We start from the raw sequence: 22,770 nt of genomic DNA, 5'->3' as shown, positions 1-22,770 counted from the left end.
TCTGCCCACCTAGCGCCAGTAGCGGGCGTCGTCCACCAGCTCGGCGTGCCTTTCGAACAGCGCTGGCAACTGCTCCTTGAGGTAGTCGATCCAGGTACGCACCTTGGCATCCAGGTAGTGCCGTGACGGGTAAATTGCATACAGCGCACTCTCGCGCAGCCGATACGGCGCCAACAGGCGGCACAGCCGCCCCTGCCCGATCGCCTGGCTGGCGGTGTAGAACGGCAACAGGCCTATGCCCATGCCCAACTCGCTGGCCACCAGCATGGCATCGGCAACATTGGTGGAGAAACCGTCCTTCGGTACGATCACACACTGGTCGACCCCCTGCGGGAACACCCAGTCACCTTCGTACATGGGGTACGACATGCGCAGGCAACGATGGCCGTGCAAGTCTTCGGGGCTTTCCGGTACGCCATTGGCTTCCAGGTAGGCCGGGGCCGCGCAGGGGATACTGAAGATATTGCCCAGCGGCACGGCGATCAGCTGCGAATCGGGCAACGCGCCGTCCACGGTAATCACCACATCATGCCCTTCGGCCAGCGGGTCGGGGTTGCGCTGTGACAGGGTCAGCTCGATCACCACCTCCGGGCACAACGCGTTGTAGCCGGCCACCAGCGGCATCAGCAACAGCCCCAGGCCATGGGGACAGTGCAGGCGTAACCGCCCACGCGGCGTCAGGTGCGCACCACGGGCCTCGCCCACCGCTTCTTCGGTCAGCAGCATGATCTGCCGCGCCCGCTCGAGAAACCGCTCGCCGGCCTCGCTCATGCGCAAGCGCCGGGTGGTGCGGTGCAACAGGCGGGTCTGCAACTGGTTTTCCAGCTCCGCCACGATGCGCGAAACCTGTGCCGCAGAGATGTCCAGGGCGTTGGCGGCCGCCGCGAAGCTGCCGCATTCCACCACACGGGCGAAGGTACGCATGGCATGGAGCATGTCCATGAAAGTGAGCTCCTTACTAAGTGTTATTGTTACGTTAAAGGCAGGAATCTATCACGACTTAGCCCATTTATTGTGTAAGGCCTTTGAATACATCATTAGTCATACATTGTAAAAGGAGCCAGCCATGAAACCCTCCCTCGCTATAATCGCCATTTCCGCTGCCTTGGCTTCGTGCGCAGCCCTCGCCGCCACGGGCAACGATCAGCCAGCCAGTAGCAACTATGCATACGGCATGCACCTGGATGTGGCCAAAGTGATTTCCATCACCCCGCCCAGCAACGTCGGCGACTGCCAGATCGGCACCGCTCACATGGTGTACCTCGACCACCATGACCAGAAGCACGAAATCAGTTACCGCGAGATGAGCAACTGCCCGCAACAGTGACTCAGGCCAGCAGCTGCTTTATCCAGCCTACCTGCTGGTTGAAGTCGTCTATCTTCGCCTGCGGCACAGCGCACCGGGCCCGCTGGAAATTGGCCAGGGTGTGCTGCTTCTGGCGCAGCATGCGCTGCCATTTACCCAGGAACGCCGCGCTTTTTTCCTGCATCAGCAACGGCCCGAAGTACAGCTGTTGAGCGGTGTACACCGCCCTGCCCGGCTCGGCGACGATGATCTCGTAGTCGAAGCGGTTTTCCCGCAGCAGTTCCTCGTGGACGATCCGGTAGCCATTGCCGGCCAGCCACTGGCGTAGTTCGCGCTCACCGCCGTTGGGCTGCATTACCAGGCGGGTGACGCCGGCCAGGCGCTGCGGGCCTGCCTGCAGGATGGCGCACATGGTGTCGCCGCCCATGCCGCACAGGCTGATCACCGTGATACGGTCCTGTGGCTCGATGGCCGCCAAGCCATCGGCCAGGCGCACGGCCACAGAGGCCTCCAGGCCGTTGCGGCTCACCGTGCGTTGGGCCGAGGCGAACGGCACCTGCGCCACTTCACCGGCCACCCCGGCCTCGATCACCCCGCGCAACATCAACGCCACCGGCAGGAAGCCATGGTCCGAGCCAATGTCGGCCAGGCGCGCGCCCTGCGGCACATAGGCAGCCACGCGCTCCAGGCGCCGGGACAAAGTCTGTTCGTTCAACGTAAACCTCTGGTCTGGCAATCGGCCGCGATTCTGCCGGTGAACGCCGCGCTTTACAAACGCCGGGGTGCGCTCGACCGGTGCGTTGCGCTCGCGTAGGCTTGCCGTTTTCCTTCCGTTGCAAGGCGAACCACAATGGCTCAAGCAGACATCATCTATACCCCCGACCCGGACGCCGACTCGATTTCTTCCGACGTCGCCGAGTACAACGGCGTGCTGGTCACTACCCAGATCCCGACCCGTGCCGACGGCAGCCTGGAGCTGGGTGACATCGTCGCGCAAAGCGAGTGCACCCTGCAGGCCTTGAAAGTGGCGCTGGAAAAAGCCGGCAGCGGCATGGACCGCGTGCTGCACCTGACCATCTACCTGACCGACATGGCCGACCGCGCGGCATTCAACGAGGTGTACCAGCGCTTCTTCAGCAAGCCCTGGCCGGTGCGTGCCGCCGTTGGGGTGGCCGCCTTGGCGTTCGACGGCATGCGCGTCGAAGTGACGGCGATGGCCGCCAAGCGCTGACCGACCGTCGTTGCCGTCCCCCTCGCACCTTGGCTGCACACCTTCGGGCAGCCCAAGGGTGCCGCCAGCCCGTTTCGCCGCTACAATGCGCGCCTAACCCGTGACAGCCCGAAAATACAACGACATGTCCCTTCCAAAGAACCAGCTGGAACTGCTCAGCCCTGCGCGTGACGTGGCCATCGCCCGTGAGGCGATCCTGCACGGCGCTGATGCCATCTACATCGGCGGCCCAAGCTTCGGCGCGCGCCACAATGCCTGCAACGAAGTCAGCGACATTGCCGAACTGGTCGAGTTCGCCCATCGGTACCATGCGCGCGTGTTCACCACCATCAACACCATCCTCCACGACAACGAGCTGGAGCCGGCGCGCAAGCTGATCCACCAGTTGCATGACGCCGGTGTCGATGCACTGATCGTGCAGGACCTGGGGGTGATGGAGCTGGACATCCCGCCAATCGAGCTGCACGCCAGCACCCAGACCGACATTCGCACCCTGGAGCGGGCGAAATTCCTCGACCAGGCCGGTTTCTCGCAACTGGTGCTGGCCCGCGAGCTGAATTTGCAGCAAATCCGCAGCATCGCCGCCGAAACCGACGCGGCCATCGAGTTCTTCATCCATGGTGCACTGTGCGTGGCATTTTCCGGCCAGTGCAACATCTCCCACGCACAAACCGGGCGCAGCGCCAACCGTGGCGACTGCTCGCAGGCCTGCCGCCTGCCCTACACCCTGAAGGATGACCAGGGCCGCGTGGTCGCGTTCGAGAAACACCTGCTGTCGATGAAAGACAACAACCAGACCGCCAACCTGGCCGACCTGGTCGATGCCGGCGTGCGCTCGTTCAAGATCGAAGGGCGTTACAAGGACATGGGCTATGTGAAGAACATCACGGCCCACTACCGCAAGGAACTGGACGCCATCCTGGAAGGCCGCCCGCACTATGCCCGCGCTTCCAGCGGGCGCACCGAGCACTTCTTCCTGCCCGACCCGGACAAGACCTTCCACCGCGGCAGCACCGACTACTTCGTCACCGACCGCAAGGTCGATATCGGCGCGTTCGACTCGCCAACCTTCACCGGCCTGCCGGTGGGCGTGGTGGAAAAGGTCGGCAAGCGCGACCTGCACGTGGTGACCGACGTGCCATTGACCAACGGCGACGGCCTGAATGTGCTGGTCAAACGCGAAGTGCTGGGTTTTCGCGCCAACATCGCCGAGCCCCGTGGCGAGTTTGAAGAAGACGGCCAAACACGCTACCGCTACCGCGTCGAGCCCAATGAAATGCCCGAAGGGCTGCACAAGCTGCGCCCCAACCACCCGTTATCGCGCAACCTGGACCACAACTGGCAACAGGCCCTGCAGCGCACGTCCTCCGAACGCCGGGTGGGCGTGGAGTGGCACGCGGTGCTGCGCGAGCAACGCCTGCTGCTGACCCTGAGCAGCGAGGAAGGGGTCAGTGTGCAGGTAGCCCTGGAGGGCCCGTTCGGCGTCGCCAACAAGCCCCAGCAGGCACTGGAGCAACTGCACGACCTGCTCGGCCAGCTGGGTACCACTATGTACCACGCCGACCGTATCGAGCTGGACGCCCCGCAGGCGTACTTCATCCCCAACTCGCAGCTCAAGGCCCTGCGCCGCGAGGCCATCGAGGCACTGACCGCCGCGCGGGTACAGGCCCACCCACGCGGCGCGCGCAAGGCCGAGACCACGCCGCCGCCGGTGTACCCCGAGTCGCACCTGTCGTTCCTGGCCAACGTGTACAACCAGAAGGCTCGCGACTTCTACCACCGCCATGGCGTGCAACTGATCGACGCCGCCTACGAGGCCCATGAAGAGCACGGCGAGGTGCCGGTGATGATCACCAAGCACTGCCTGCGTTTCAGCTTCAACCTGTGCCCCAAGCAGGCCAAGGGTGTCACCGGCGTACGCACCAAGGTCGCGCCCATGCAGCTGATTCAGGGCGACGAGGTACTGACGCTGAAATTCGACTGCAAGCCGTGCGAGATGCATGTGATCGGCAAGATGAAGAGCCATATCATCGACCTGCCGACACCGGGCAGCGCGGTCGCACAAGTGGTTGGGCACATCAGCCCCGAAGACCTGCTCAAGACCATCCCGCGCGGGCCGCATTGAGGGGTTCGGCCCTGGGTGATGTTCGCCCAGGTGCCGTGGTGTAACGCTCAGCGTATCTGGTGCTTGTGCAACAAGCGGTAGAACGTCGGCCGCGAAACACCCAGCACCTTGGCAGCCATGCTCAGGTTGTCACTGTGCCGGTTGAGCACATCGCACAAGGCCTGGCGCTCGGCGCGGTGCTTGTATTCTTCCAGGGTGCCTAACGGCTGCTGTTCCTGGTCGTGCAACTGCAAGCCCAGGTCCTGCGCCTCGATCTGCCGCCCTTCGGCCAGCACCAGCCCGCGGCGTACGCGGTTGGCCAGCTCGCGAACGTTCCCCGGCCAGTCATGGTGGCCCATGGCTGCCAAGGCGTGTTCACTGAAGGAGCGCGGCCGGCGCCCGGTTTCCAGGCTGTAGAAATGGGCAAAATGGTTGGCCAGCATGGACAAATCGCCGTGCCGGTCGCGCAGCGGTGCTGTCACCACCTGCAATACGTTCAGGCGGTAATACAGGTCTTCGCGAAAACGCCCCTGCTCAATGGCCCGTTCCAGGTCCACGTGGGTCGCCGCCAACACCCGCACATCCACCGGTATTGGCTGGCTGCCGCCTACGCGCTCGATGTGCTTCTCCTGCAAAAAGCGCAGCAGGTTGGCCTGCAGTTCCAGCGGCAAGTCGCCAATTTCGTCCAGGAACAAGGTGCCGCCGTGGGCCGCTTCGATACGGCCGACCTTGCGCTGGTGCGCCCCGGTAAAAGCGCCTTTCTCGTGGCCGAACAATTCGGACTGGATCAAATGCTCAGGGATGGCGCCACAGTTGATGGCGATGAACGGCTGATCACTGCGCTGCGACTGGCGGTGCAGCGTGCGCGCCACCAGCTCCTTGCCAGTGCCGCTTTCACCGCGGATGAGCACAGGTGATTCGGTAGGCGCCAGTTTGCCCAGCAGCTTGCGCAGTTCGCGAATCGGCCGGCTGTCACCGAGCAATTCGTCGTTCGCGTCATCGACCTTGACCGCACCCTTGCCGCGCAGGCGCGCCATGCCGAACGCCCGGCCCAGGGTGACCTGCACCCGCGAGACGTCGAACGGCAAGGTGTGGAAGTCGAAAAACCACTCACAGACAAAGTCACCGAAGGCTGGCATGCGCAGTTGGTCGGCGCTCAGCACGGCGATCCACTCGGTGTTGCTGCGCTTGATCATGTCCTTGACCGCGTCCGGGTGCCGCAGGTGCGCGGCCTGCAAGCGCAGCAGGCCCACATCGCAGGGGTGGTCCAGTGCGGCGGCGAGCATGCAGCTGTCGACATCCCAGCCGGCGTTGCGCAGGCCCGGCAATAGGCGGTGGCAATCGTCGCAGGGGTCGACGATCAGCAAACGGCGTTGCGCGGCAGGCTGTTGCATGACCGATCCTTGGCGCCATTGTTTGATTTTTTTAAAGTAAAACAGCAAGTTGTGGCGCCCGTTTAACAGTAGCAACGAAGTTGACACTGCCCAGTACCGTCCGTCTGCCGACGCATTTTTTTACAAACGCCCACGGGAATTTTCGCACTTTAACGACATCACATGGCGGCGCAGGGAATAACGGAGATTGCCCTGGCAAAAAATTTATTCGCAATGTGTGACTTGCTACCGCACAGCGAGCATCAGTACACATAACCCCGCGCTGCACTTCGCGCACCTGAGGCGACTTTTAAGCAACGCGGACTTACTTCGCTGTTTGGGACCACAGAGAGACCGAACCATGAATGCCCCGCTCCGTGTCAACGAAGCACTGCTGATTGCCGACCACGCCTTCGAACCCTTCCAGTGCGTAGCCTGGGATGCCCCCAATGGCACTGGTGAACTCAGCCTGGCAGTGATCGACCGGACCAACACCCGCATTGGCGCCAAGCAGGTGTCTTCGCGCATCTACTCCGACCCCGCGCAGTGGGCCAGCCTGATCGAGGAAGTGCGCGCCGAATTGTGCGAAAAAGGTTACGACCTGCAACCTTGGTCGATGCCGAAATAATACCGGCGTTTATAACAAGTGCGTGCAGCGCCACGCACTTGTGCAACTTTCATCGTGCAGGCCTGACAACTTTGTCACTTGCGACATTGTGCCGCAGTGCCCCTGTTCAATACGCGAGCTTGAAGTGGTGCAAGTGCTGATAATCCGCCTGCAATTGCTCGGCCAGGCGCTGGGCACGCCCTAGCCGTACCGGCGCCAGTTCCATGTCCACCAACAGCGTGGCACAAGGCATGGGTTGGACCGTGTTGCTGTGCTGCACGCGCCCATCGGTAAACACCAGGCAGCGCAGCACTTCTTGCGGGTGTGCCCGCTGGCGTGCCTGCAGCCAATGCCGGGCCTGCTCCAGGGCTGCGAACAGTGGCGTGCCCCCGCCAGCCCCCAACGCCTGTAGCCATGGCTGCAAGGCCGCCGACGCCTTGAGGCCATGGCGCTGCCACTGCGGCGTGCGCCCGCTGGCCGTGAGCAGCGCCAGGCGAGCACGCTGGCGATAAGCCTGATCGAACAGTGCTGCCAACACCCCCTTGGTCTGCGCCAAGGCCTGGTGGCGGCGGGTTGAAGCCGACGCATCGACGATCACCAGCCACAGTTCGGCAGGCCTGGCCAGGCGTTGCTGCCAGCACAGGTCCTGGCGCTGGCGTGGGCGCCCCTTGAGCAAGGTCGGCAGCCAGGCGACCCTACCTGCCACCGCGTCGCGTGCGCGCCCCCGGCTGGCACCGTGCTGCTTGCCTGCACCCGCCTTGGCATCCCCCCCTATGGCGTGTGGCTGGGGGGGGCTCAGGGCTTTTTTGCCCAGTTTGGCACCTCGCGACGGGCGCCACTGGCCACCGGCTGCGCGGGCAATGCACCCCAATCGCCCTGCCCGCCTTGTTCACCAGGGTTGCTGCCGGCCGGCTGTTCCGCCTGTTGCGGGGGGGCTGGCGGATTGGCCTGTGGCGCCACCCGGCGGCGATGGCGCAAGGCGAATTCGGCTACGGCCTCCACGTCGGTTTCTTCAATGGCTGCACCACCGCGCCAGGCACAGTGGGCGCGCGCCGCGCGCAGCCAGACCAGGTCGGCGCGCAAGCCATCCACGCCAGCAGCAAAACAGCGCTCGGTGATCCAGGCCAGTGCCTGGTCGTCCAGCGCAATGCCCGCCAGCACATGGCGCGCCGCCTGGCAGCGCTCGCGCAACTGCGCCTGCGCCTGCGCCCATTGCGCGCAAAAAGCCTGCGGGTCATGGTCGAAGGCCAGGCGCCGACGGATGATCTGCTGCCGGGCCGCAGGTTCGGGCAAACCTTCCAGGGCCACATTAAGGCCGAACCGGTCGAGCAACTGCGGGCGCAGTTCGCCTTCTTCCGGGTTCATGGTGCCGATCAGCACGAAGCGGGCGCTGTGGCGGTGCGAGATGCCGTCGCGCTCGACGCGGTTGGTACCGCTGGCGGCCACGTCAAGCAACAGGTCGACCAAGGTATCTGGCAGCAGGTTGACTTCATCCACATACAGCACGCCGCCATCGGCCTGGGCCAGCACCCCTGGGGAGAACTGAGCCTTGCCCTGGCCAAGCGCGGCGTCGAGGTCCAGGGTACCGACCAACCGTTCCTCACTGGCACCCAGCGGCAGGGTCACGAACGGGCCCTCACCCAGCAGGTCGGCCAGGCCACGGGCCAAGGTGCTCTTGGCCATGCCGCGCGGGCCTTCGATCAGCACGCCGCCGATTTTCGGGTCGATGGCCGTCAGGCACAGGGCCAGCTTCAGGTCCTCGGCACCCACCACGGCCGCCAGCGGAAATTGTACGGGTTCACTCATGTCAAGCCTGTTCCTCGCCGTCGAGCAGTTGCTCCTCAAGCGCTTCGCGGTAGTCACCAGGCGCTTGCCACAGGCCACGTTGCTGGGCCTCCAGCAGGCGCTCGGTAAGGTCACGCAAGGCCTCGGGGTTGTGCTCGCGCATGAAGTCGCGGGTGGCCGGGTCAAGCACATAGGCGTCGGCCAGCCCCTGGTAATGATGGTCGTCGATCAGGTGCGTGGTGGCGTCGAAGGCGAACAGGTTGTCCACCGTCGCCGCCATCTCGAAGGCGCCTTTGTAGCCATGTCGCTTGACCCCATCGATCCACTTGGGGTTCAGCGCACGGGCGCGGATCACCCGGTTCAGCTCTTCTTTCAAGGTGCGGATGCGCGGCCGGTCCACCTGGCTGTGGTCACCGTGGTAACTGGCCACGCCGGCCCCGCCCAGGGTTTCCGAAGCCGCCAGCATGCCGCCCTGGAACTGGTAGTAGTCGTTGGAATCGAGCAGGTCGTGCTCGTGGTTGTCCTGGTTTTGCAACACCGCCTGGACCTTGGCCAGGCGCTGGGCGAACTGGGCGCGGGCCGGGGTGCCGTCATCGCTGCCGCCGTAGGCATAGCCGCCATGGTTGAGGTAGACCTCGGCCAGGTCTTCGCGGCTGTGCCACAGGCGGCCGTCGATGGCATTCTGCACCCCGGCACCGTAGGCGCCGGGTTTGGCCCCGAACACCCGCCAGCCAGCCTGCCGAGCGGCCTGTTCGGCGCTTGCACCCTGGGCCTGCAGCGCAGCGCGCTCGGAGCGTACACGGGCAGCCAAGGGGTTGAGGTCGTCGGGCTCGTCCAGCGCCGCCACCGCCTGCACCGCGGCATCGAACAGGCGGATCAGGTTGCCGAAGGCATCGCGGAAGAACCCGGAAACGCGCAAGGTCACGTCCACCCGAGGGCGGTCGAGCAAGCTCAGCGGCAAGATCTCGAAGTCATCGACCCGTTGGCTACCGCTGGCCCACACCGGCCGCACGCCCATCAGCGCCATGGCCTGGGCGATGTCGTCGCCGCCGGTACGCATGGTAGCGGTACCCCACACTGAAAGGCCCAACTGGCGCAGGTGGTCGCCATGGTCCTGCAGGTGGCGTTCAAGAATCAGGTTGGCCGAGGCGAAGCCCAGGCGCCAGGCCGTGGTGGTAGGCAGGTTGCGCACGTCCACGGTATAGAAGTTACGGCCGGTGGGCAGCACATCGAGGCGGCCACGGCTGGGCGCACCACTGGGCCCGGCCGGCACGAAGCGCCCGGCCAGCGCCGCCAGCAAGCCCTGCATTTCTGCGCTGCCGCAGGCATCCAGGCCCGGCGCCACCTCCATGCACAGGGCTTGCAGCACCGCATGCACGGGGTGCCATGCGGCGCTGTCAGGTAGCTCTACAGTACCAGCCAGCGCCTGCTCGATCAGGTGTAGCGCCAACAGTTCCAGGCGCTCCCGCGTATCGCCACAGGTGCGCCATGCCTCGCTGCTTACCGCTTGCAACGGCTCGGGGCGGTCGCCCTGCCACGGCTGGCCGAGTTCGCAATCCAGCGGGTCGAAGCCGGGCACCAGCGCCTTGGCCAAGGTGCGTAGCAAGCTGGCATTGCCGCCTCGGCCATCGCCACGCTCGACCCTGAGCAACGCCAGCAGCGTATCCAGCCGCAGGCGCCCGGCAGGCGATTGGCCAAACACATGCAGGCCGTCGCGGATCTGCGACTCCTTGAGGTCGCACAGGTAAGTGTCCAGGCGCGGCAGCCATACGGCAGCATCGTCCAACTGCCCCTCCAGCTGCAGCTCGCGGTCGATATGGTTGGCCTTGACCAGTTCGAGGATGTCGCGCTGCAACTCGCGCGCCCGCCGAGGGTCGAGCAGTTGCGCCTCATAGAACTCGTCGGCCAGTTGCTCCAGGTGGCGCAACGGCCCGTAAGTCTCGGCACGGGTCAGCGGTGGCATGAGGTGGTCGATGATCACCGCCTGGGTACGGCGCTTGGCCTGGGCGCCCTCACCGGGGTCGTTGACGATGAATGGGTAGATGTTCGGCAGCGGGCCAAGTAAGGCGTCCGGCCAGCACTGCGCCGACAGCCCTACGCCCTTGCCTGGTAGCCATTCGAGGTTGCCGTGCTTGCCAACGTGTATCACCGCGTCGGCAGCGAAGGCATGGCGCAGCCAGAAGTGAAACGCCAGGTAACCATGTGGCGGCACCAGGTCGGGGTCGTGGTAGACCGCGCTGGGGTCCACCTGGTAGCCACGTGCCGGCTGGATGCCGACAAAGGTCAGGCCAAACCGCAGGCCGGCGACCATCAGCCGGCCACTGCGGAACATCGGGTCCTGCTGGGGTGGCCCCCACCGTTCCAGCACCGCCTGGCGGTTGGCTTCGGGCAGGCGCGCGAACGCAGCCTGGTAGTCGGCCAGGCTCAAGCTCTGGGCGCAAGGGCGCTGGTCGAGGTGGTCAAGGTCGTTGGTCACGCCACCGAGCAACTGCTGGATCAGCTGCGTGCCACTGCCCGGCAGGTCGGCCACCGGGTAGCCTTCGGCCTGCAATGCCTCGAGGATGTTCAGGGCCGCAGCGGGCGTATCCAGGCCAACACCGTTGCCAATACGGCCATCCCGGGTCGGGTAGTTGGCCAGCACCAGGGCCACGCGCTTCTGCCCATTGGGCAGGCGCGCCAGCTCGACCCAACGGCGCGCCAGCTCGGCGACGAAGTCCATGCGTTCGGGGTGGGCGCGGTAGCACACCACGTCCGACTGGCTGCGCTCGCTGCGCCAGGCCATGTCCTTGAAACTGACCGGCCGGGTGATGATGCGCCCGTCCAGTTCGGGCAAGGCAATGTGCATGGCCAGGTCGCGCGCACCCAGGCCCTGTTCGCTGGCTTCCCAGCCGGGCTGGTTGTCCTGCGCGCAAATGGCCTGCAACACCGGGATATCACGGCGGAACGGGCGCAGGTTGGGGCGTTCGGGGCTGGACAGGGCAAAACCGGTAGTGTTGACCAGCACCTCGGCGCCGACCTCGTCCAGCCAGGCTTCGACCTGCTCCAGGCAGGCGCTTTCCTTCAGGCTGGCCACGGCGATCGGCAATGGATTCAGACCGGCCGCCTGCAGGCGCTGGCAGAACACGTCGATGAACGCGGTGTTGGCGGCTTGCAGGTGCGAGCGGTAGAACAGCAGCGGCGCTACCGGGTGTTCGGGGTGCCACTGCGGGTACCAGTCTTCCAGCGCCGCGCTGCCCTTTTGTGGGTGGTACACCGCCGTGCGCGGCAACGGCTGTGGCTCGTCCCAGGCATAGTCGCGGCCCAGCCACTGGCTGGCCAGGCAGTTGAACAGGTTGATGGCGTTGGCCTTGCCGCCTTGGCGCAGGTAGTGCCACAGGCGTTCGGCCTGCGCGCCGGTGACGTTGCCCAGGCTGGTCAGTTCCGGGTCCGGGCGGTCGTCGCCCGGCACCAGGATCAGCTGCACGCCACGGGCCGCCAGTTCGACCAGTTGTTCTACGCCATAGCGCCAATAACCGACGCCACCGTGCAGCGACACCAGAATGACCTTGGCGTGGCGCAGCACCTCGTCAACGTACAGGTCGACCGAGGCATGGTTCTGCACCTGCATCGGGTTGGCCAGGCGCAGGCTGGGGAAGTCTTCGGGCAGTTGCTCGGCGGTGTCGGCGAGCAATGCCAGGTGGGAATCGCCGCTGCAGAGAATCACCAGTTCGGCGGGTGTCTGGCCGAGGTCGGCAATGCTGTCATCCGGCACGAAGCCGCCGGGCTGGGTCCGCAGCAGGTGCATGGGTCAGGCGCCCAGGGCCTGGCGCAGGCGCGCTTCCAGCTGGGCCGCATCAAGGTCCTGGCCGATCAGCACCAGGCGGGTGATGCGCGGCTCGTCGGCACGCCAGGCACGGTCGAAGTGCTTGTCGAAACGGGTACCCACGCCTTGCACCAGCAGGCGCATCGGCTTGCCCGGGATGGCAGCGAAGCCTTTGGCACGCAGGATGCCGAACTCCACCACCAGCTGGCTCAGGGCGTCGAGCAGCAGGCTTTCGTCGGCTTCCGGCAGGTCGATGGAGATGGAGTCGAAGGCGTCGTGGTCATGATCGTCATGGTCGTCGCCGTCGTGGTGCGAGTCGTGGTGGGTACGGCGGCCATCGATGTGCGCCTCGGACTCGGCGCCCACGCCCAGCAGCACTTCCAGTGGCAGCTTGCCGCTGCTGGCTTCGACCACTTTCACCGCCGGCGGCAGTTCTTCGGCGACTTCGGCACGCACCTTGGCCAGGCCTTCGGCGTCGATCAAGTCAGCCTTGTTCAATACCACCAGGTCAGCGCTGGCGAGCTGGTCGGCGAACAGCTCGTGCAGGGGCGACTCGTGGTCCAGGTTGGGGTCCAGCTTGCGCTGCGCATCGACCTGGTCCGGGTAGGCGGCAAAGGTGCCGGCAGCCACCGCCGGGCTGTCGACCACGGTGATCACGGCGTCGACGGTGCAGGCGTTGCGGATCTCCGGCCACTGGAAGGCCTGCACCAACGGTTTGGGCAGGGCCAGGCCGCTGGTCTCGATCAGGATGTGGTCCAGGTCGCCACGGCGTGCCACCAGCTCGCGCATCACCGGGAAGAATTCTTCCTGCACGGTGCAGCACAAGCAGCCGTTGGCCAGCTCGTAAACGCGGCCGGTGGCCTCTTCTTCAGTGCAACCGATGCTGCATTGCTTGAGGATTTCGCCATCGATGCCCAGTTCGCCGAACTCGTTGACGATGACCGCGATGCGGCGGCCCTGGGCGTTGTCGAGCATGTGGCGCAGCAACGTGGTCTTGCCCGAGCCGAGAAAGCCGGTAACGATGGTAACGGGGAGCTTGGCCAGTGTTTTCATGTCGCAGTGCCCTTGGCAGTATGGCGCGGGCATGCAGGACGACAGCCACCGGCCAGGCCGGCCGGGCTTGTTCGCCACCGGATCACCCCGCCCGGTTGAAAGTCGAAAACGTGACGAGGCAGGTCTCCTGGCTTGCACCGTTCCAGTTGCCTGCCGCGGCAGCAGTCTGGCGGGATGACGCCTTCCCGCGCGTTGGCGCAGTGGCTGTGTCGATCCGTTGTCGGTGCTTACAGTTGCGGGGGCAGCCGCGGCTTGTACCGCGTTCCCGTCTTAGCTTCGGCCTGGCCGAAGAACCTCGAAGTGGCAAGGCTACGCAGTGGTTGGCGGGTGGTCAACCGTTGCGGGTTGGCCGGGCAGCGGTGGGCAGTGCAAATGGGTTAAAGTGGCAGCCCGCCCCACGATCTAGGCCGCCTCATGTCTCTCGCCCCCTATCCGCCCAGCCCTGTGCAGCGTACCGGTGGACACCCCCTGCCAATGCAAGCCAATGACGAGGCCAACCCGTGAAAACGTTGAGCAAACGTGAACTGGCCCGCCTGGAGCGCGAACTGGTGGCGGGCCTGACCGAAGCCTGCGAAGCCGCCAAGGCGGAAATTGTCGGGTTCAGTTGGCTAACCCACCGTCTTGACCCGCATGAGTTTCCCGCCAGCCTGCGGATAACCTGGGTGTTCGAGCAGGAGGCGGACAAGTTGGCGGCCCTGGCGGGTGACGCGAAGGGGCGCATGCTGGCATTGACCCGCCTGGCGCTCGAGCAAGCAGGCATAGCGCTGGACCACCCCGCCTGGCATGTGCGCTTCGACAGTGAGCAGGCCTGCCAGCAACGCCACGGCGGCGACTGGGCCAAACGCTTGTCGGGGCGCTGAACGCTGGCGGGCTGCTCGACGAAACCTGCGACCGGCCGTTCCCGATCCGCCACGGATGTATTAAGGTGGCATGGTGCGCATATAACAGCAGCCCGAGCGATCGGGCACTAGCAAGACAATGAGGGTGTCATGAGCAACGAAAGCATTAATTGGGACAAGCTGGGTTTCGACTACATCAAGACCGACAAACGCTACCTGTCCGTATGGCGCAATGGCGAGTGGGACAAGGGCACCCTGACCGAAGACAACGTGCTGCACATCAGTGAAGGCTCCACCGCGCTGCACTATGGCCAGCAATGTTTCGAGGGCCTGAAGGCCTACCGCTGCAAGGATGGCTCCATCAACCTGTTCCGCCCGGACCAGAACGCCGCCCGCATGCAGCGCAGCTGCGCCCGCCTGCTGATGCCGCAGGTGCCGACCGATGTGTTCATCGAGGCGTGCAAGCAAGTGGTCAAGGCCAACGAAAAGTTCGTGCCACCGCACGGTAAAGGCGCCTTGTACCTACGCCCGTTCGTGATCGGAACCGGCGACAACATTGGCGTGCGCACCGCCCCCGAGTTCATCTTCTCGGTTTTCGCCATTCCGGTTGGCTCGTACTTCAAGGGCGGCATGAAGCCGCACAACTTCCAGATCTCCAGCTTCGACCGTGCAGCACCGCAGGGCACCGGTGCCGCCAAGGTCGGCGGCAACTACGCTGCCAGCCTGCAGCCAGGTGCCGAAGCGAAGAAAGCCAACTTCGCCGACGCCATCTACCTCGACCCGTTGACCCACACCAAGATTGAAGAAGTCGGCTCGGCCAACTTCTTCGGCATTACCGCCAACAATGAGTTCGTCACGCCTAAATCGGCCTCGGTGCTGCCAGGCATCACCCGCCTGTCGCTGATGGAGCTGGCACAATCGCGCCTGGGCCTGACCGTGGTCGAAGGTGACGTGGAAATCAGCAAGCTGGACCGCTTCGTCGAAGCCGGCGCCTGCGGTACTGCTGCGGTGATCACCCCGATTGGTGGCATCGAGTACAACGGCAAGCTGCACGTGTTCCACGACCTGGAGAAGGTCGGCCCGGTCACGCAGAAGCTCTACAACCAGCTGACCGGCATCCAGAGCGGTGATGTGGAAGCACCGGCTGGCTGGATCGTCAAAGTCGCCTGAAGCGCTTTTGCGTTGTAAAGACGGGGCATGCCATCGCTGGCATGCCCCGTCTTTTTATGGGCCAAGCCATCAGGCAGCGCCTTAAAGGTTTGAGCGTCTGCGCGTCAACGGCCAGGGCGACGTGCATCAATAGTCACTATCGAGAGGGGCAATTTCTACCAGGCGCGACAACCACATAACCTAGCTCCATCGCCTCGCCACCTACACCCTTGGCCCCTGGAGCTACCTGATGAACACCCTGGCCCGCTTGCTGACTGCCACGTTTGCCCTGCTTACCCTCGCCATCAGCAGCGGCTGTGCCAGCCACCCTGAACTGCGCCCGTACAGCGCCGACGAAACGCGCCAGTTACAGCTGGAGGCCTTGCAGCGCCGCGGTCTGTCGCTGGACGACTATGAGCAGCAACGCCGGGTGATCCAGCGTGCCGGCAACCTGCCGGTGGTGACCGAGGCCGCCGATGCCGACCGTTCGACCAAAGGCTGAACCCGCCGCTACAAGGTTTTCAGCGGCCGCTCGGGCAGGTATCCTTGAACGCTCTACCGTAAGCCCTCCAGGACGGTGACCATGTTCAGGCCCCTGCTGTTGCTGAGCATTGCCCTGCTGTTCAGCCCCCCTCTGCTGGCCCAGCAGATGAAGCGCCAACTGGGCGATTTCGACTTTACACTCGGCACCACCCCTTCCCGCAGCATGGCCCAAGGGTTGATTTCACCCACAGCGGTCGGCGCGTTTCATGGCGGCATGGATTTCAGCCACCCCAGTGGGCTGTACGTCGGCCAATACGCCCCAAGCATGGGTGTGACGGCCAACTCGACCCTGCGCCTGGACAGCTACATGGGCTACAAGCACCACTTCGACAGCACCCTGGGCTATGAGGTGGGGTTGATCCACTACAGCCAGCCAAACATCGCCGGCGCCGAGAGCGTAGCCCTGTATGGGGGAGTTTCGGTACTTGGCAGCCGGTTCGGCGGCGCACTGCGCGACAACCCCGACAACCGCACCGGTACGCTGTTCGCCGATTTTGGCCAACTGCCCTTGTTCGATGTCGACCTCACCGTCAAACTCGCCCATCACCGCCTGGGCACACCCTTCACCATCGGCGATGGCAGCCAGGTGAATGCCTTTTCCGACTGGTCGCTGGAACTGTCGCGCCCTTGGCTAGGCATCGACCTGAACCTGATCTACAGCAACTCGAGCCTCAGTGGCACCAGCTGTGACGCCTACTCAGGCATGAACACCTATTGCGACAGCGTGGTCACCCTCAAGGCCCAGCGCAGCTTTTTCTAGGCTTTTCCTACAGGGCCTGGCGGCGCGGCACCAGCGCCAGCGCAATACCGCCCAGCACTACCACACTGGCGAGCAACAAACGCAGCGATAACGGCTCGCCGATCAGCGCAACCCCGCCCAACCCCGCCAGCACCGGCACACTCAGCTGCAGGGTCGCCGCCTGTTGCGCACTGACCTGCCGCAACACGCCATACCACACGGCATAACCGGCTCCGGAAGCCAGCACACCGGAGCCCAGGGCGAACAGCAAGCCACCGGCACTAAGGTGTGGCCCGGCTCCCAGCAACAGCAGCGGTGCCAGCACCACCAGCCAGGGCAGGCTGCGGGCAAAGTTGCCGGCCGTGTCGGCCAGCGGCCTGGGCGACCCTCTGCCGAGCAAGGTGTACGCCCCCCAGGCGATGCCAGAAATAACCATCAGCAAGGCACTGCTGAACGGTGGCGCCGAAGCGCCTGGCAACAAAAGCACCAGCAAGCCGGCGAAGGCGATCAGCATACCCAGCAGGCCCCGTGCGCTGATGCGTTCGCCCTTGCACCAGGCAAAACCGAACATCGTGATCTGCACGGCACCGAAGAGCAGCAAAGCGCCCGCCCCCGCGCTCAGTTGCAGGTAGGCCGCTGAAAACAGGAAGGCATACAGGCACAAGGCCAGGCCTGCTCGCCAGGTGCCACCCATGCGCTGCGCCGGTCTGCGCAAGCGAATCAGCAACAACAGGAACACTGCACCACTGGCCAGGCGCACCACAGTGAACGAGGCCGGGTCGATCGCCCCGTTCTTGAGGGCCAGGCGGCAGAACACCGAGTTGGCGGCAAATGCCACCAGGCTGAACAGCGCTGGCCAGAGCCAGGCACGAGCCTTATGCCCGGCAAGCGAGCTGGTGCCAGTCCTCATGGTGTGGTACTCGAGGTCAAGTAGGTCGTTTCCTACAAACAGATGAGATTGTTGAACACCTCGTTCGTTTTCACAACTTGCGCATGCCGGTAAGGTGCACGGCACGGCACGGACGCTTTATCGCAACCAAGGACAAAACCATGAGCAAATTCGATTTTCAGTTGGCTTACACCGTCGAAGGGGATGAGGCAGATGCGGCGAAGGCACGTACGTACCTTCGCGAGAAAACCGGCCTGGAAACCGTCCAGCACATCGAGACCACCTTGCTTGGGGTGGTCACGCTCGAGGCCGCGACGCTTGCCGACCGCCAGAAGGATGCCGAGCGCGTATTCCACGCATTCATACACGATGCGTTGAAGACGCTGGGCGTGCTGTCCACCGTGAAGTTCTATGGCTGCCTGATGGTGAACGGCCTCGGCCCCGCCATTCGCTTCAACGTGCTGCCCAAGTGACCGCTGCAAAGTGACCGCTGCAAAGTGACCGCTGGAAAGTGACCGCTGACGGCATCAGGCGCGCGAGCGCCTGATACCTGTACCTGTCATTTTTCTTCGAGTACGGACCGGCCTTTTACGGCGCGCGGGCCGCGCCAGGCCCAGAACAACAAGCCGGGGATTGGCGCGTAGACGACGAACACCACCCACAACATCTTGCGTTCGGCGCGCCGCTCACTGCCGATGATGTTCCAGATGGCCCAGATTTCCATGAGGATGACCAAGGCTGCGACAATGATCCAGATCGTTCCGACTTCCATAAGCGCTCTCTCTTTGCCGTGTAATGGCTTGGGTTGTTATTGACGCTGAGGGTTCAGATTGTTTTGACCACTCCTGCAGGTAACGCACCTCACTGCTGCGGCGCACGCTCCAGCGCCGCCTTCAATGCCGCGGCATCGGTGAACGCCTGCTGGCTCACCAATCTGCCTTCTTGCAACTGCAACCACTGTACCTGCCCTTGCTGCCCGGGGTACCGGCTGGCTACCCGCCCTTCCCGGTCGAGCAGCACCCTATAGCTGTAACCGCGCATGGCCGGGATGGCGAACAGCTTGCTGACCAACGCAGGCATGCGCTGGATGTCGGCGACGAACACGGCCTTGCGTGCTTCCAGGTAACCTTTGGGCGCGTCGGCCAGTGCCGCCTTGACCAACTTGGCGCCGTCCATGTCGCGCGCCACCAGTAATACCCGGGTGTCCGCGCTCAGGGTGTAGGCCTGGTCATGCTGGTCGAGCAACGTAAAGGGCGCGAGCGGTTCGCCCGGCTCCACGGCCGTGGCCAGCAATGGCAACAAGCTGAGCAACAAGGCAGCGGCGTATTTCATCGATAGGTTCCTCAAGGGCCAGGCGTTTCATGCAAGCGCCTATGGCAAAGCATAGTGGGAAAGTCTGCAGCCATACAGGTTGCCTGAACACGACCTGTAATACGACACCGCCACCGGGGAGATTGTCTTTCCTCCAGCCACCGGCCACACTCTGCGAGCCAGCCAGCAAGCGGAGTTCAGAGTGCCCACGCCACGCCAGTTCAGCAAGAAGACCAGTACCAGCAACATGCTGCGGCTCAAGGCCAGCAGCGCCGATGCCCAGGCCCCTTATCAAGTCGATTTCGTGCTGCTCGAACACTTCTCCATGGCCAGTTTCACCGTGGCCATGGACGTGCTGGTCACGGCCAACCTGCTGCGTGCCGACAGCTTCAGTTTCACCCCGCTGTCGCTGGACGGCGACCGCGTGCTCAGCGACCTTGGGCTGGAACTGGTGGCCACCGAATTGTCCCCCAAGGCGTTGAAGTCACCGGACCTGCTGGTCATCTGCGGGGGCTTGCGTACGCCGCTGAAATACCCGGTACTCGACCGCTTGCTGAGTGATTGCGCGGCCCATGGCATGGCCTTGGGTGGCTTGTGGAACGGCGCCTGGTTCCTGGGGCGCGCCGGGGTGCTGGATGACTATGGCTGCAGCGTTCACCCCGAGCAGCGTGCCAGTTTGTCCGAGCGCAGCCCGCAAACCCGCATTACCCCGGCCAGCTTCACCCTCGACCGCGACCGGCTCAGTGCCGCCAGCCCGAACGGCGCCATGGAACTGATGCTGGGGCTGGTGCGGCGCTTGTATGGTGACGGCCTGGCCGAAGGCGTGGAAGAAATTCTGTCGTTCTCAGGCGCCCGTTACCGCCAGGTCGGGCCGGGGGCCAAGAAGTCCATGAGCCTGCACCTGCGTACCATTGTCGAACTGATGGAGAACAACCTCGAGGAAACCCTCAGCCTCGACCAGCTGGCCTCCTACAGCGGGCGTTCACGGCGCCAGATCGACCGGTTGTTCCAGGCCCAGCTGGGCACATCGCCGCGGCGTTACTACATGGAGCTGCGCATTACCAAAAGCCGCAGGCTGCTGCAGTATTCCGACCTGTCGGTGATGGAAGTGGCGGTGGCTTGCGGCTTTGTTTCGGTGTCACATTTCAGCAAATGCTATGCGGCGTATTTTGGCTACCCGCCCTCGCGTGAGCAGCGGTTGGGCGACTGAGCAGGTTGGCGCAGCGTCAGGGGCGCTGCCCAACCTGGATGTAGCGCAGCACCGCATCACAGATCATCGCCTTGTGCCGCAGCTTGACCTGGTCATCCGACAGGTCTATCTGGAAGATCTCGCCAAAGGTATGCCGGTTGGACACCCGGTAAAAACAGAACGAGCTCATCAGCATGTGCAGGTCGATCACCTCGATACCGCTACGGAACACCCCTTCTTCTACCCCGCGGCGCAGCGTGTTGCCCAAGGCTTCGAGCACCAGGCTGCTCATTTCGCGAATAGCCGGGGACTGCTTGACGTATTCGCCGTAGTGGATGTTTTCGGTGCAGATGATCCGCACGAAGTCGACATTGCGGTCGTGGTGGTCGAAGGTGAACTCCACCAGCCTGCGGATCGCCTGGTCGGCCGGCAGCGACTCCAGGTCCAGGCTTTGCTCGGTCTTGCGGATATCGCCGTATAGCTTGACCAGGCATTCGCAATACAACTGCTCCTTGCTGCCGAAGTAGTAGTAGATCATGCGCTTGGACGTAGCCGTGCGTTCAGCGATGGCGTCCACGCGAGCCCCGGCCAGCCCTTGCTGAACGAATTCGTGGATGGCGGCCTGGAGGATATCCTCGCGGGTTTTCTCGGGGTTGTTCTTGCGCGTTCTGCGCCCCCCTTCGGTTTCAGGCTGGCCAAGGCCGACTACGGAATCACTCATACCCACTCACAGGCTGTTTATTGGAATGTGGGGGATTATCCGTGAGCACGGCCGTGCAGGGAAGCACGCTGTTGCGGCTAGCGCTGGGCCGTGACCGGCTCTGCTGGCGGCGTCAGGTGCAAGACACGGTCGCGTCCGCCCTCGGCCAGCAGGTAACCGCCCTTGCCGTCGGCGATGATAGCCTGGGGCGCCTTGAGAAACGTCAGCACCGTGTGCTGGCTGCCGTCGGCAGCGATGCGCAGCAGCCGGGCGCGGTGCGTGTTGTCCTCGCTGATCCACAGGCCACGCTGGTCGCAGTACAGGAACGTTGGGTTGCGCAAACCGTCGACCACCACCGGGTCGCTGCCATCGGCGGCCAGGGCGCGCACGGTGCCCTTGGCTTTTTCGGTGTACAACAGGTCGCCCCTACAGCGTGTCAGGCCTTCGGTTTCTGTCAGGCCGGAACGCAGTACGTCCAGTTGCCCGCTCTGCCAGTCGTAGCGCATGAGGCGGCCGTTACCTTTGCGGTCTTCGATGGCATACAGGTGCTTGCCGTCGTTCCACAGCCCTTGCACGCTGTCGCCATCGAACAACGGCGTGACCTTGCCATCGCGGGCCAGGCTGACGGGCGCGGCACCGCCCTCCTGGCTGAATACCCAACCGCCCTGGGCCGCGACCATGCCGTCGGGTTTGGACAGGTTATCGATGACTACCACCCGGGCGCCGTCGGCGGCGATCTTGAGGATGCTGCCGCGGCCGTCGTCCAGCTCGCGGCTGACCAGCAGGCTGCCATCGGCTTGCGGCAGCAGTGACGCAGCCTTGGTCACGTCACCGTGCAGCACACCGACTTTCCAACCTGCCGCGGCCTGCACCGGATAGAAGCTTTGCCAGGCGAAAAAGCCCAATGTGGCCACGAGCAGGCCAGTGGTGGCGGTGAAGACGATTCGGGTGCTGCGCTTGCGCAGGATAGACGGCATAGGGGGGCTCCTTGGAAATGCCGGGGGATCCTAACAAGGGAATGTGAAAAATATGTCGGAATCATCTGATCGGTAGCCCCTGCGTGCGAACGCGCATTCAGCGATCGAATCCTGGGTATTCCAACATTTAATTTGTGCATGGCGCGCGCTCGACCCTATTCTGTCGCCACATCCCCTGCGCCGCACCGGCCGGTGCGGTTCACGGCACGGGGAGAGAACAACAAGTCGAGATTGTCCATGTCGAACCATTCGTACTTCGCCCCCCACGGTGGGCACCCGGCTCAAACCGAGCTGCTGACTGACCGTGCCATGTTCACCGAAGCCTACGCCGTCATCCCCAAAGGCGTAATGCGTGACATCGTCACCAGCCACTTGCCATTCTGGGACAAGATGCGCATGTGGGTCATCGCCCGCCCACTGACCGGTTTTGCCGAGACTTTCTCGCAGTACATCGTCGAAGTGGCCCCGGAGGGCGGCAGCGAACGCCCTGAGCTGGACCCTGATGCCGAGGCGGTGGTGTTCATCGTCGAAGGCGAACTGGACATCACCGTCGAAGGCAAGCACCACACCCTGGTGCCAGGCGGCTACGCGTTCCTGGCGCCAGGCGCCGAGTGGAGCCTGCGCAACAACAGCAAAGCCAATGTCACCTTCCACTGGCTGCGCAAGCACTACCAGAAAGTCGAGGGCCTGGACGCACCTGAGTCGTTCGTGACCCACCGTGACAACGCCACCGTCATTGAAATGCCGGGCACCGAAGGCCGCTGGGTCACTACCCGCTTCGTCGACATGGCCGACATGCGTCACGACATGCATGTGAACATCGTCACCTTCCAGCCCGGCGGCGTGATCCCGTTCGCGGAAACCCATGTGATGGAGCATGGCCTGTACGTGCTGGAAGGCAAGGCGGTGTACCGCCTGAACCAGGACTGGGTCGAAGTGGAAGCCGGCGACTTCATGTGGCTGCGCGCCTTCTGCCCGCAAGCCTGCTACGCAGGTGGCCCAGGCAAGTTCAGCTACCTGCTGTACAAGGATGTGAACCGTCACGTGCACCTGACGCTGAACCCCAAGCGCTGAGGCACCGGGGCGCATGGCGCCCTGCTCCCGACACAAGGCCGCCCCCGCAGGTTTGCGTGAACCTGCAGGGGCGGCCTTGTTTCAGGCGCACGGGCAAGC

Annotated in this window: 23 protein-coding genes and 1 riboswitch; of the genes, 11 read left to right on the top strand and 12 right to left on the bottom strand. The window is 64.1% G+C overall.

Annotated features, from left to right (window positions below; all coding sequences use genetic code 11):
- Nucleotides 1–9 precede the first annotated feature (9 nt).
- Nucleotides 10–942 (bottom strand): LysR family transcriptional regulator, encoded by a 933-nt coding sequence (locus K4A76_RS11145; protein ID WP_009686710.1) that lies wholly within the window; start codon nt 940–942, stop codon nt 10–12.
- A gap of 124 nt (nt 943–1,066) precedes the next feature.
- On the opposite strand from K4A76_RS11145, the gene K4A76_RS11140 reads away from it, so the two are divergent.
- On the top strand, nt 1,067–1,327 hold the full coding sequence (locus K4A76_RS11140; protein ID WP_009686708.1) for a DUF2790 domain-containing protein: 261 nt from the start codon (nt 1,067–1,069) through the stop codon (nt 1,325–1,327).
- Nucleotide 1,328: 1 nt separating this feature from the next.
- Here the strand turns inward: K4A76_RS11140 and K4A76_RS11135 are convergent, their stop codons facing one another.
- Nucleotides 1,329–2,021 carry a tRNA (adenine(22)-N(1))-methyltransferase gene (locus tag K4A76_RS11135; protein WP_274412171.1) on the bottom strand — a complete coding sequence of 231 codons (693 nt, stop codon included), beginning with the start codon at nt 2,019–2,021 and terminating at the stop codon, nt 1,329–1,331.
- 135 nt (nt 2,022–2,156) lie between these two features.
- Here K4A76_RS11135 and K4A76_RS11130 point away from each other — a divergent pair, with 135 nt between their 5' ends.
- Together K4A76_RS11130 and K4A76_RS11125 are read left to right on the top strand one after the other, a co-directional pair.
- Entirely contained in the window at nt 2,157–2,537 is a 381-nt protein-coding gene (locus K4A76_RS11130; protein WP_115294026.1) for a RidA family protein, read from the top strand.
- Nucleotides 2,538–2,661: 124 nt separating this feature from the next.
- A complete protein-coding gene (locus tag K4A76_RS11125; protein WP_029887226.1) occupies nt 2,662–4,662 on the top strand; it encodes a peptidase U32 family protein in 2,001 nt (666 codons plus the stop codon).
- A gap of 47 nt (nt 4,663–4,709) precedes the next feature.
- On the opposite strand, the gene K4A76_RS11120 is transcribed toward K4A76_RS11125, so the two are convergent.
- Nucleotides 4,710–6,035, bottom strand: a complete 1,326-nt coding sequence (locus K4A76_RS11120) for a sigma-54 dependent transcriptional regulator (protein ID WP_009686704.1) — start codon at nt 6,033–6,035, stop codon at nt 4,710–4,712.
- 340 nt (nt 6,036–6,375) lie between these two features.
- Here K4A76_RS11120 and K4A76_RS11115 point away from each other — a divergent pair, with 340 nt between their 5' ends.
- A complete protein-coding gene (locus K4A76_RS11115; protein ID WP_009686703.1) occupies nt 6,376–6,642 on the top strand; it encodes a hypothetical protein in 267 nt (88 codons plus the stop codon).
- A gap of 106 nt (nt 6,643–6,748) precedes the next feature.
- Here K4A76_RS11115 and K4A76_RS11110 read toward each other — a convergent pair whose 3' ends face one another.
- The 4 genes from K4A76_RS11110 to cobW all read right to left on the bottom strand — a co-directional run bounded on the left by K4A76_RS11110 (nt 6,749) and on the right by cobW (nt 13,261).
- Nucleotides 6,749–7,327: a vWA domain-containing protein gene (locus K4A76_RS11110; protein WP_125854799.1), complete on the bottom strand. Its 579-nt coding sequence runs from the start codon at nt 7,325–7,327 to the stop codon at nt 6,749–6,751.
- Nucleotides 7,328–7,416: 89 nt separating this feature from the next.
- Nucleotides 7,417–8,427 (bottom strand): ATP-binding protein, encoded by a 1,011-nt coding sequence (locus K4A76_RS11105; RefSeq protein WP_182388890.1) that lies wholly within the window; start codon nt 8,425–8,427, stop codon nt 7,417–7,419.
- 1 nt (nt 8,428) lies between these two features.
- Entirely contained in the window at nt 8,429–12,190 is a 3,762-nt protein-coding gene (cobN, locus tag K4A76_RS11100; protein WP_274412170.1) for a cobaltochelatase subunit CobN, read from the bottom strand.
- 3 nt (nt 12,191–12,193) lie between these two features.
- Nucleotides 12,194–13,261, bottom strand: a complete 1,068-nt coding sequence (cobW, locus tag K4A76_RS11095; protein WP_009686698.1) for a cobalamin biosynthesis protein CobW — start codon at nt 13,259–13,261, stop codon at nt 12,194–12,196.
- Between the two features lie 100 nt (nt 13,262–13,361).
- Nucleotides 13,362–13,574, bottom strand: a riboswitch (cobalamin riboswitch).
- 187 nt (nt 13,575–13,761) lie between these two features.
- Between cobW and K4A76_RS11090 the strand changes: the two genes are divergently transcribed.
- The 4 genes from K4A76_RS11090 to K4A76_RS11075 all read left to right on the top strand — a co-directional run bounded on the left by K4A76_RS11090 (nt 13,762) and on the right by K4A76_RS11075 (nt 16,552).
- A complete protein-coding gene (locus tag K4A76_RS11090; protein WP_274412169.1) occupies nt 13,762–14,121 on the top strand; it encodes a hypothetical protein in 360 nt (119 codons plus the stop codon).
- Between the two features lie 129 nt (nt 14,122–14,250).
- On the top strand, nt 14,251–15,270 hold the full coding sequence (locus tag K4A76_RS11085) for a branched-chain amino acid aminotransferase (RefSeq protein ID WP_274412168.1): 1,020 nt from the start codon (nt 14,251–14,253) through the stop codon (nt 15,268–15,270).
- A gap of 229 nt (nt 15,271–15,499) precedes the next feature.
- Nucleotides 15,500–15,751: a hypothetical protein gene (locus tag K4A76_RS11080; protein WP_009686696.1), complete on the top strand. Its 252-nt coding sequence runs from the start codon at nt 15,500–15,502 to the stop codon at nt 15,749–15,751.
- 81 nt (nt 15,752–15,832) lie between these two features.
- Nucleotides 15,833–16,552: a TorF family putative porin gene (locus K4A76_RS11075; RefSeq protein ID WP_009686695.1), complete on the top strand. Its 720-nt coding sequence runs from the start codon at nt 15,833–15,835 to the stop codon at nt 16,550–16,552.
- A gap of 7 nt (nt 16,553–16,559) precedes the next feature.
- Here K4A76_RS11075 and K4A76_RS11070 read toward each other — a convergent pair whose 3' ends face one another.
- Nucleotides 16,560–17,441, bottom strand: a complete 882-nt coding sequence (locus K4A76_RS11070; protein WP_274412167.1) for a DMT family transporter — start codon at nt 17,439–17,441, stop codon at nt 16,560–16,562.
- A 140-nt stretch (nt 17,442–17,581) separates the two neighbouring features.
- On the opposite strand from K4A76_RS11070, the gene K4A76_RS11065 reads away from it, so the two are divergent.
- Nucleotides 17,582–17,893: a hypothetical protein gene (locus tag K4A76_RS11065; protein WP_274412166.1), complete on the top strand. Its 312-nt coding sequence runs from the start codon at nt 17,582–17,584 to the stop codon at nt 17,891–17,893.
- Nucleotides 17,894–17,979: 86 nt separating this feature from the next.
- On the opposite strand, the gene K4A76_RS11060 is transcribed toward K4A76_RS11065, so the two are convergent.
- Both K4A76_RS11060 and K4A76_RS11055 read right to left on the bottom strand, forming a co-directional pair.
- Nucleotides 17,980–18,192, bottom strand: a complete 213-nt coding sequence (locus K4A76_RS11060; protein WP_009686692.1) for a PLDc N-terminal domain-containing protein — start codon at nt 18,190–18,192, stop codon at nt 17,980–17,982.
- An 89-nt stretch (nt 18,193–18,281) separates the two neighbouring features.
- Nucleotides 18,282–18,752, bottom strand: a complete 471-nt coding sequence (locus K4A76_RS11055) for an FAD/FMN-containing dehydrogenase (protein WP_236184425.1) — start codon at nt 18,750–18,752, stop codon at nt 18,282–18,284.
- Nucleotides 18,753–18,933: 181 nt separating this feature from the next.
- Here K4A76_RS11055 and K4A76_RS11050 point away from each other — a divergent pair, with 181 nt between their 5' ends.
- The gene (locus K4A76_RS11050; protein WP_274412165.1) at nt 18,934–19,941 is read left to right on the top strand and encodes a GlxA family transcriptional regulator; all 1,008 of its coding nucleotides are present in this window, start codon (nt 18,934–18,936) and stop codon (nt 19,939–19,941) included.
- A gap of 16 nt (nt 19,942–19,957) precedes the next feature.
- On the opposite strand, the gene K4A76_RS11045 is transcribed toward K4A76_RS11050, so the two are convergent.
- Nucleotides 19,958–20,641, bottom strand: coding sequence for a TetR/AcrR family transcriptional regulator (locus K4A76_RS11045; RefSeq protein WP_029886484.1), 684 nt, complete (start codon nt 20,639–20,641; stop codon nt 19,958–19,960).
- Between the two features lie 77 nt (nt 20,642–20,718).
- Nucleotides 20,719–21,597, bottom strand: a complete 879-nt coding sequence (locus K4A76_RS11040) for a hypothetical protein (RefSeq protein ID WP_274412164.1) — start codon at nt 21,595–21,597, stop codon at nt 20,719–20,721.
- A gap of 237 nt (nt 21,598–21,834) precedes the next feature.
- On the opposite strand from K4A76_RS11040, the gene K4A76_RS11035 reads away from it, so the two are divergent.
- A complete protein-coding gene (locus K4A76_RS11035) occupies nt 21,835–22,671 on the top strand; it encodes a bifunctional allantoicase/(S)-ureidoglycine aminohydrolase (RefSeq protein ID WP_029886486.1) in 837 nt (278 codons plus the stop codon).
- The last annotated feature ends 99 nt before the right edge of the window (nt 22,672–22,770 follow it).

The organism is Pseudomonas sp. NEEL19, from assembly GCF_028751975.1.
GTDB classification, from domain to species: domain Bacteria; phylum Pseudomonadota; class Gammaproteobacteria; order Pseudomonadales; family Pseudomonadaceae; genus Aquipseudomonas; species Aquipseudomonas juntendi.
This window is presented reverse-complemented; position numbering and strand designations above follow the sequence as displayed.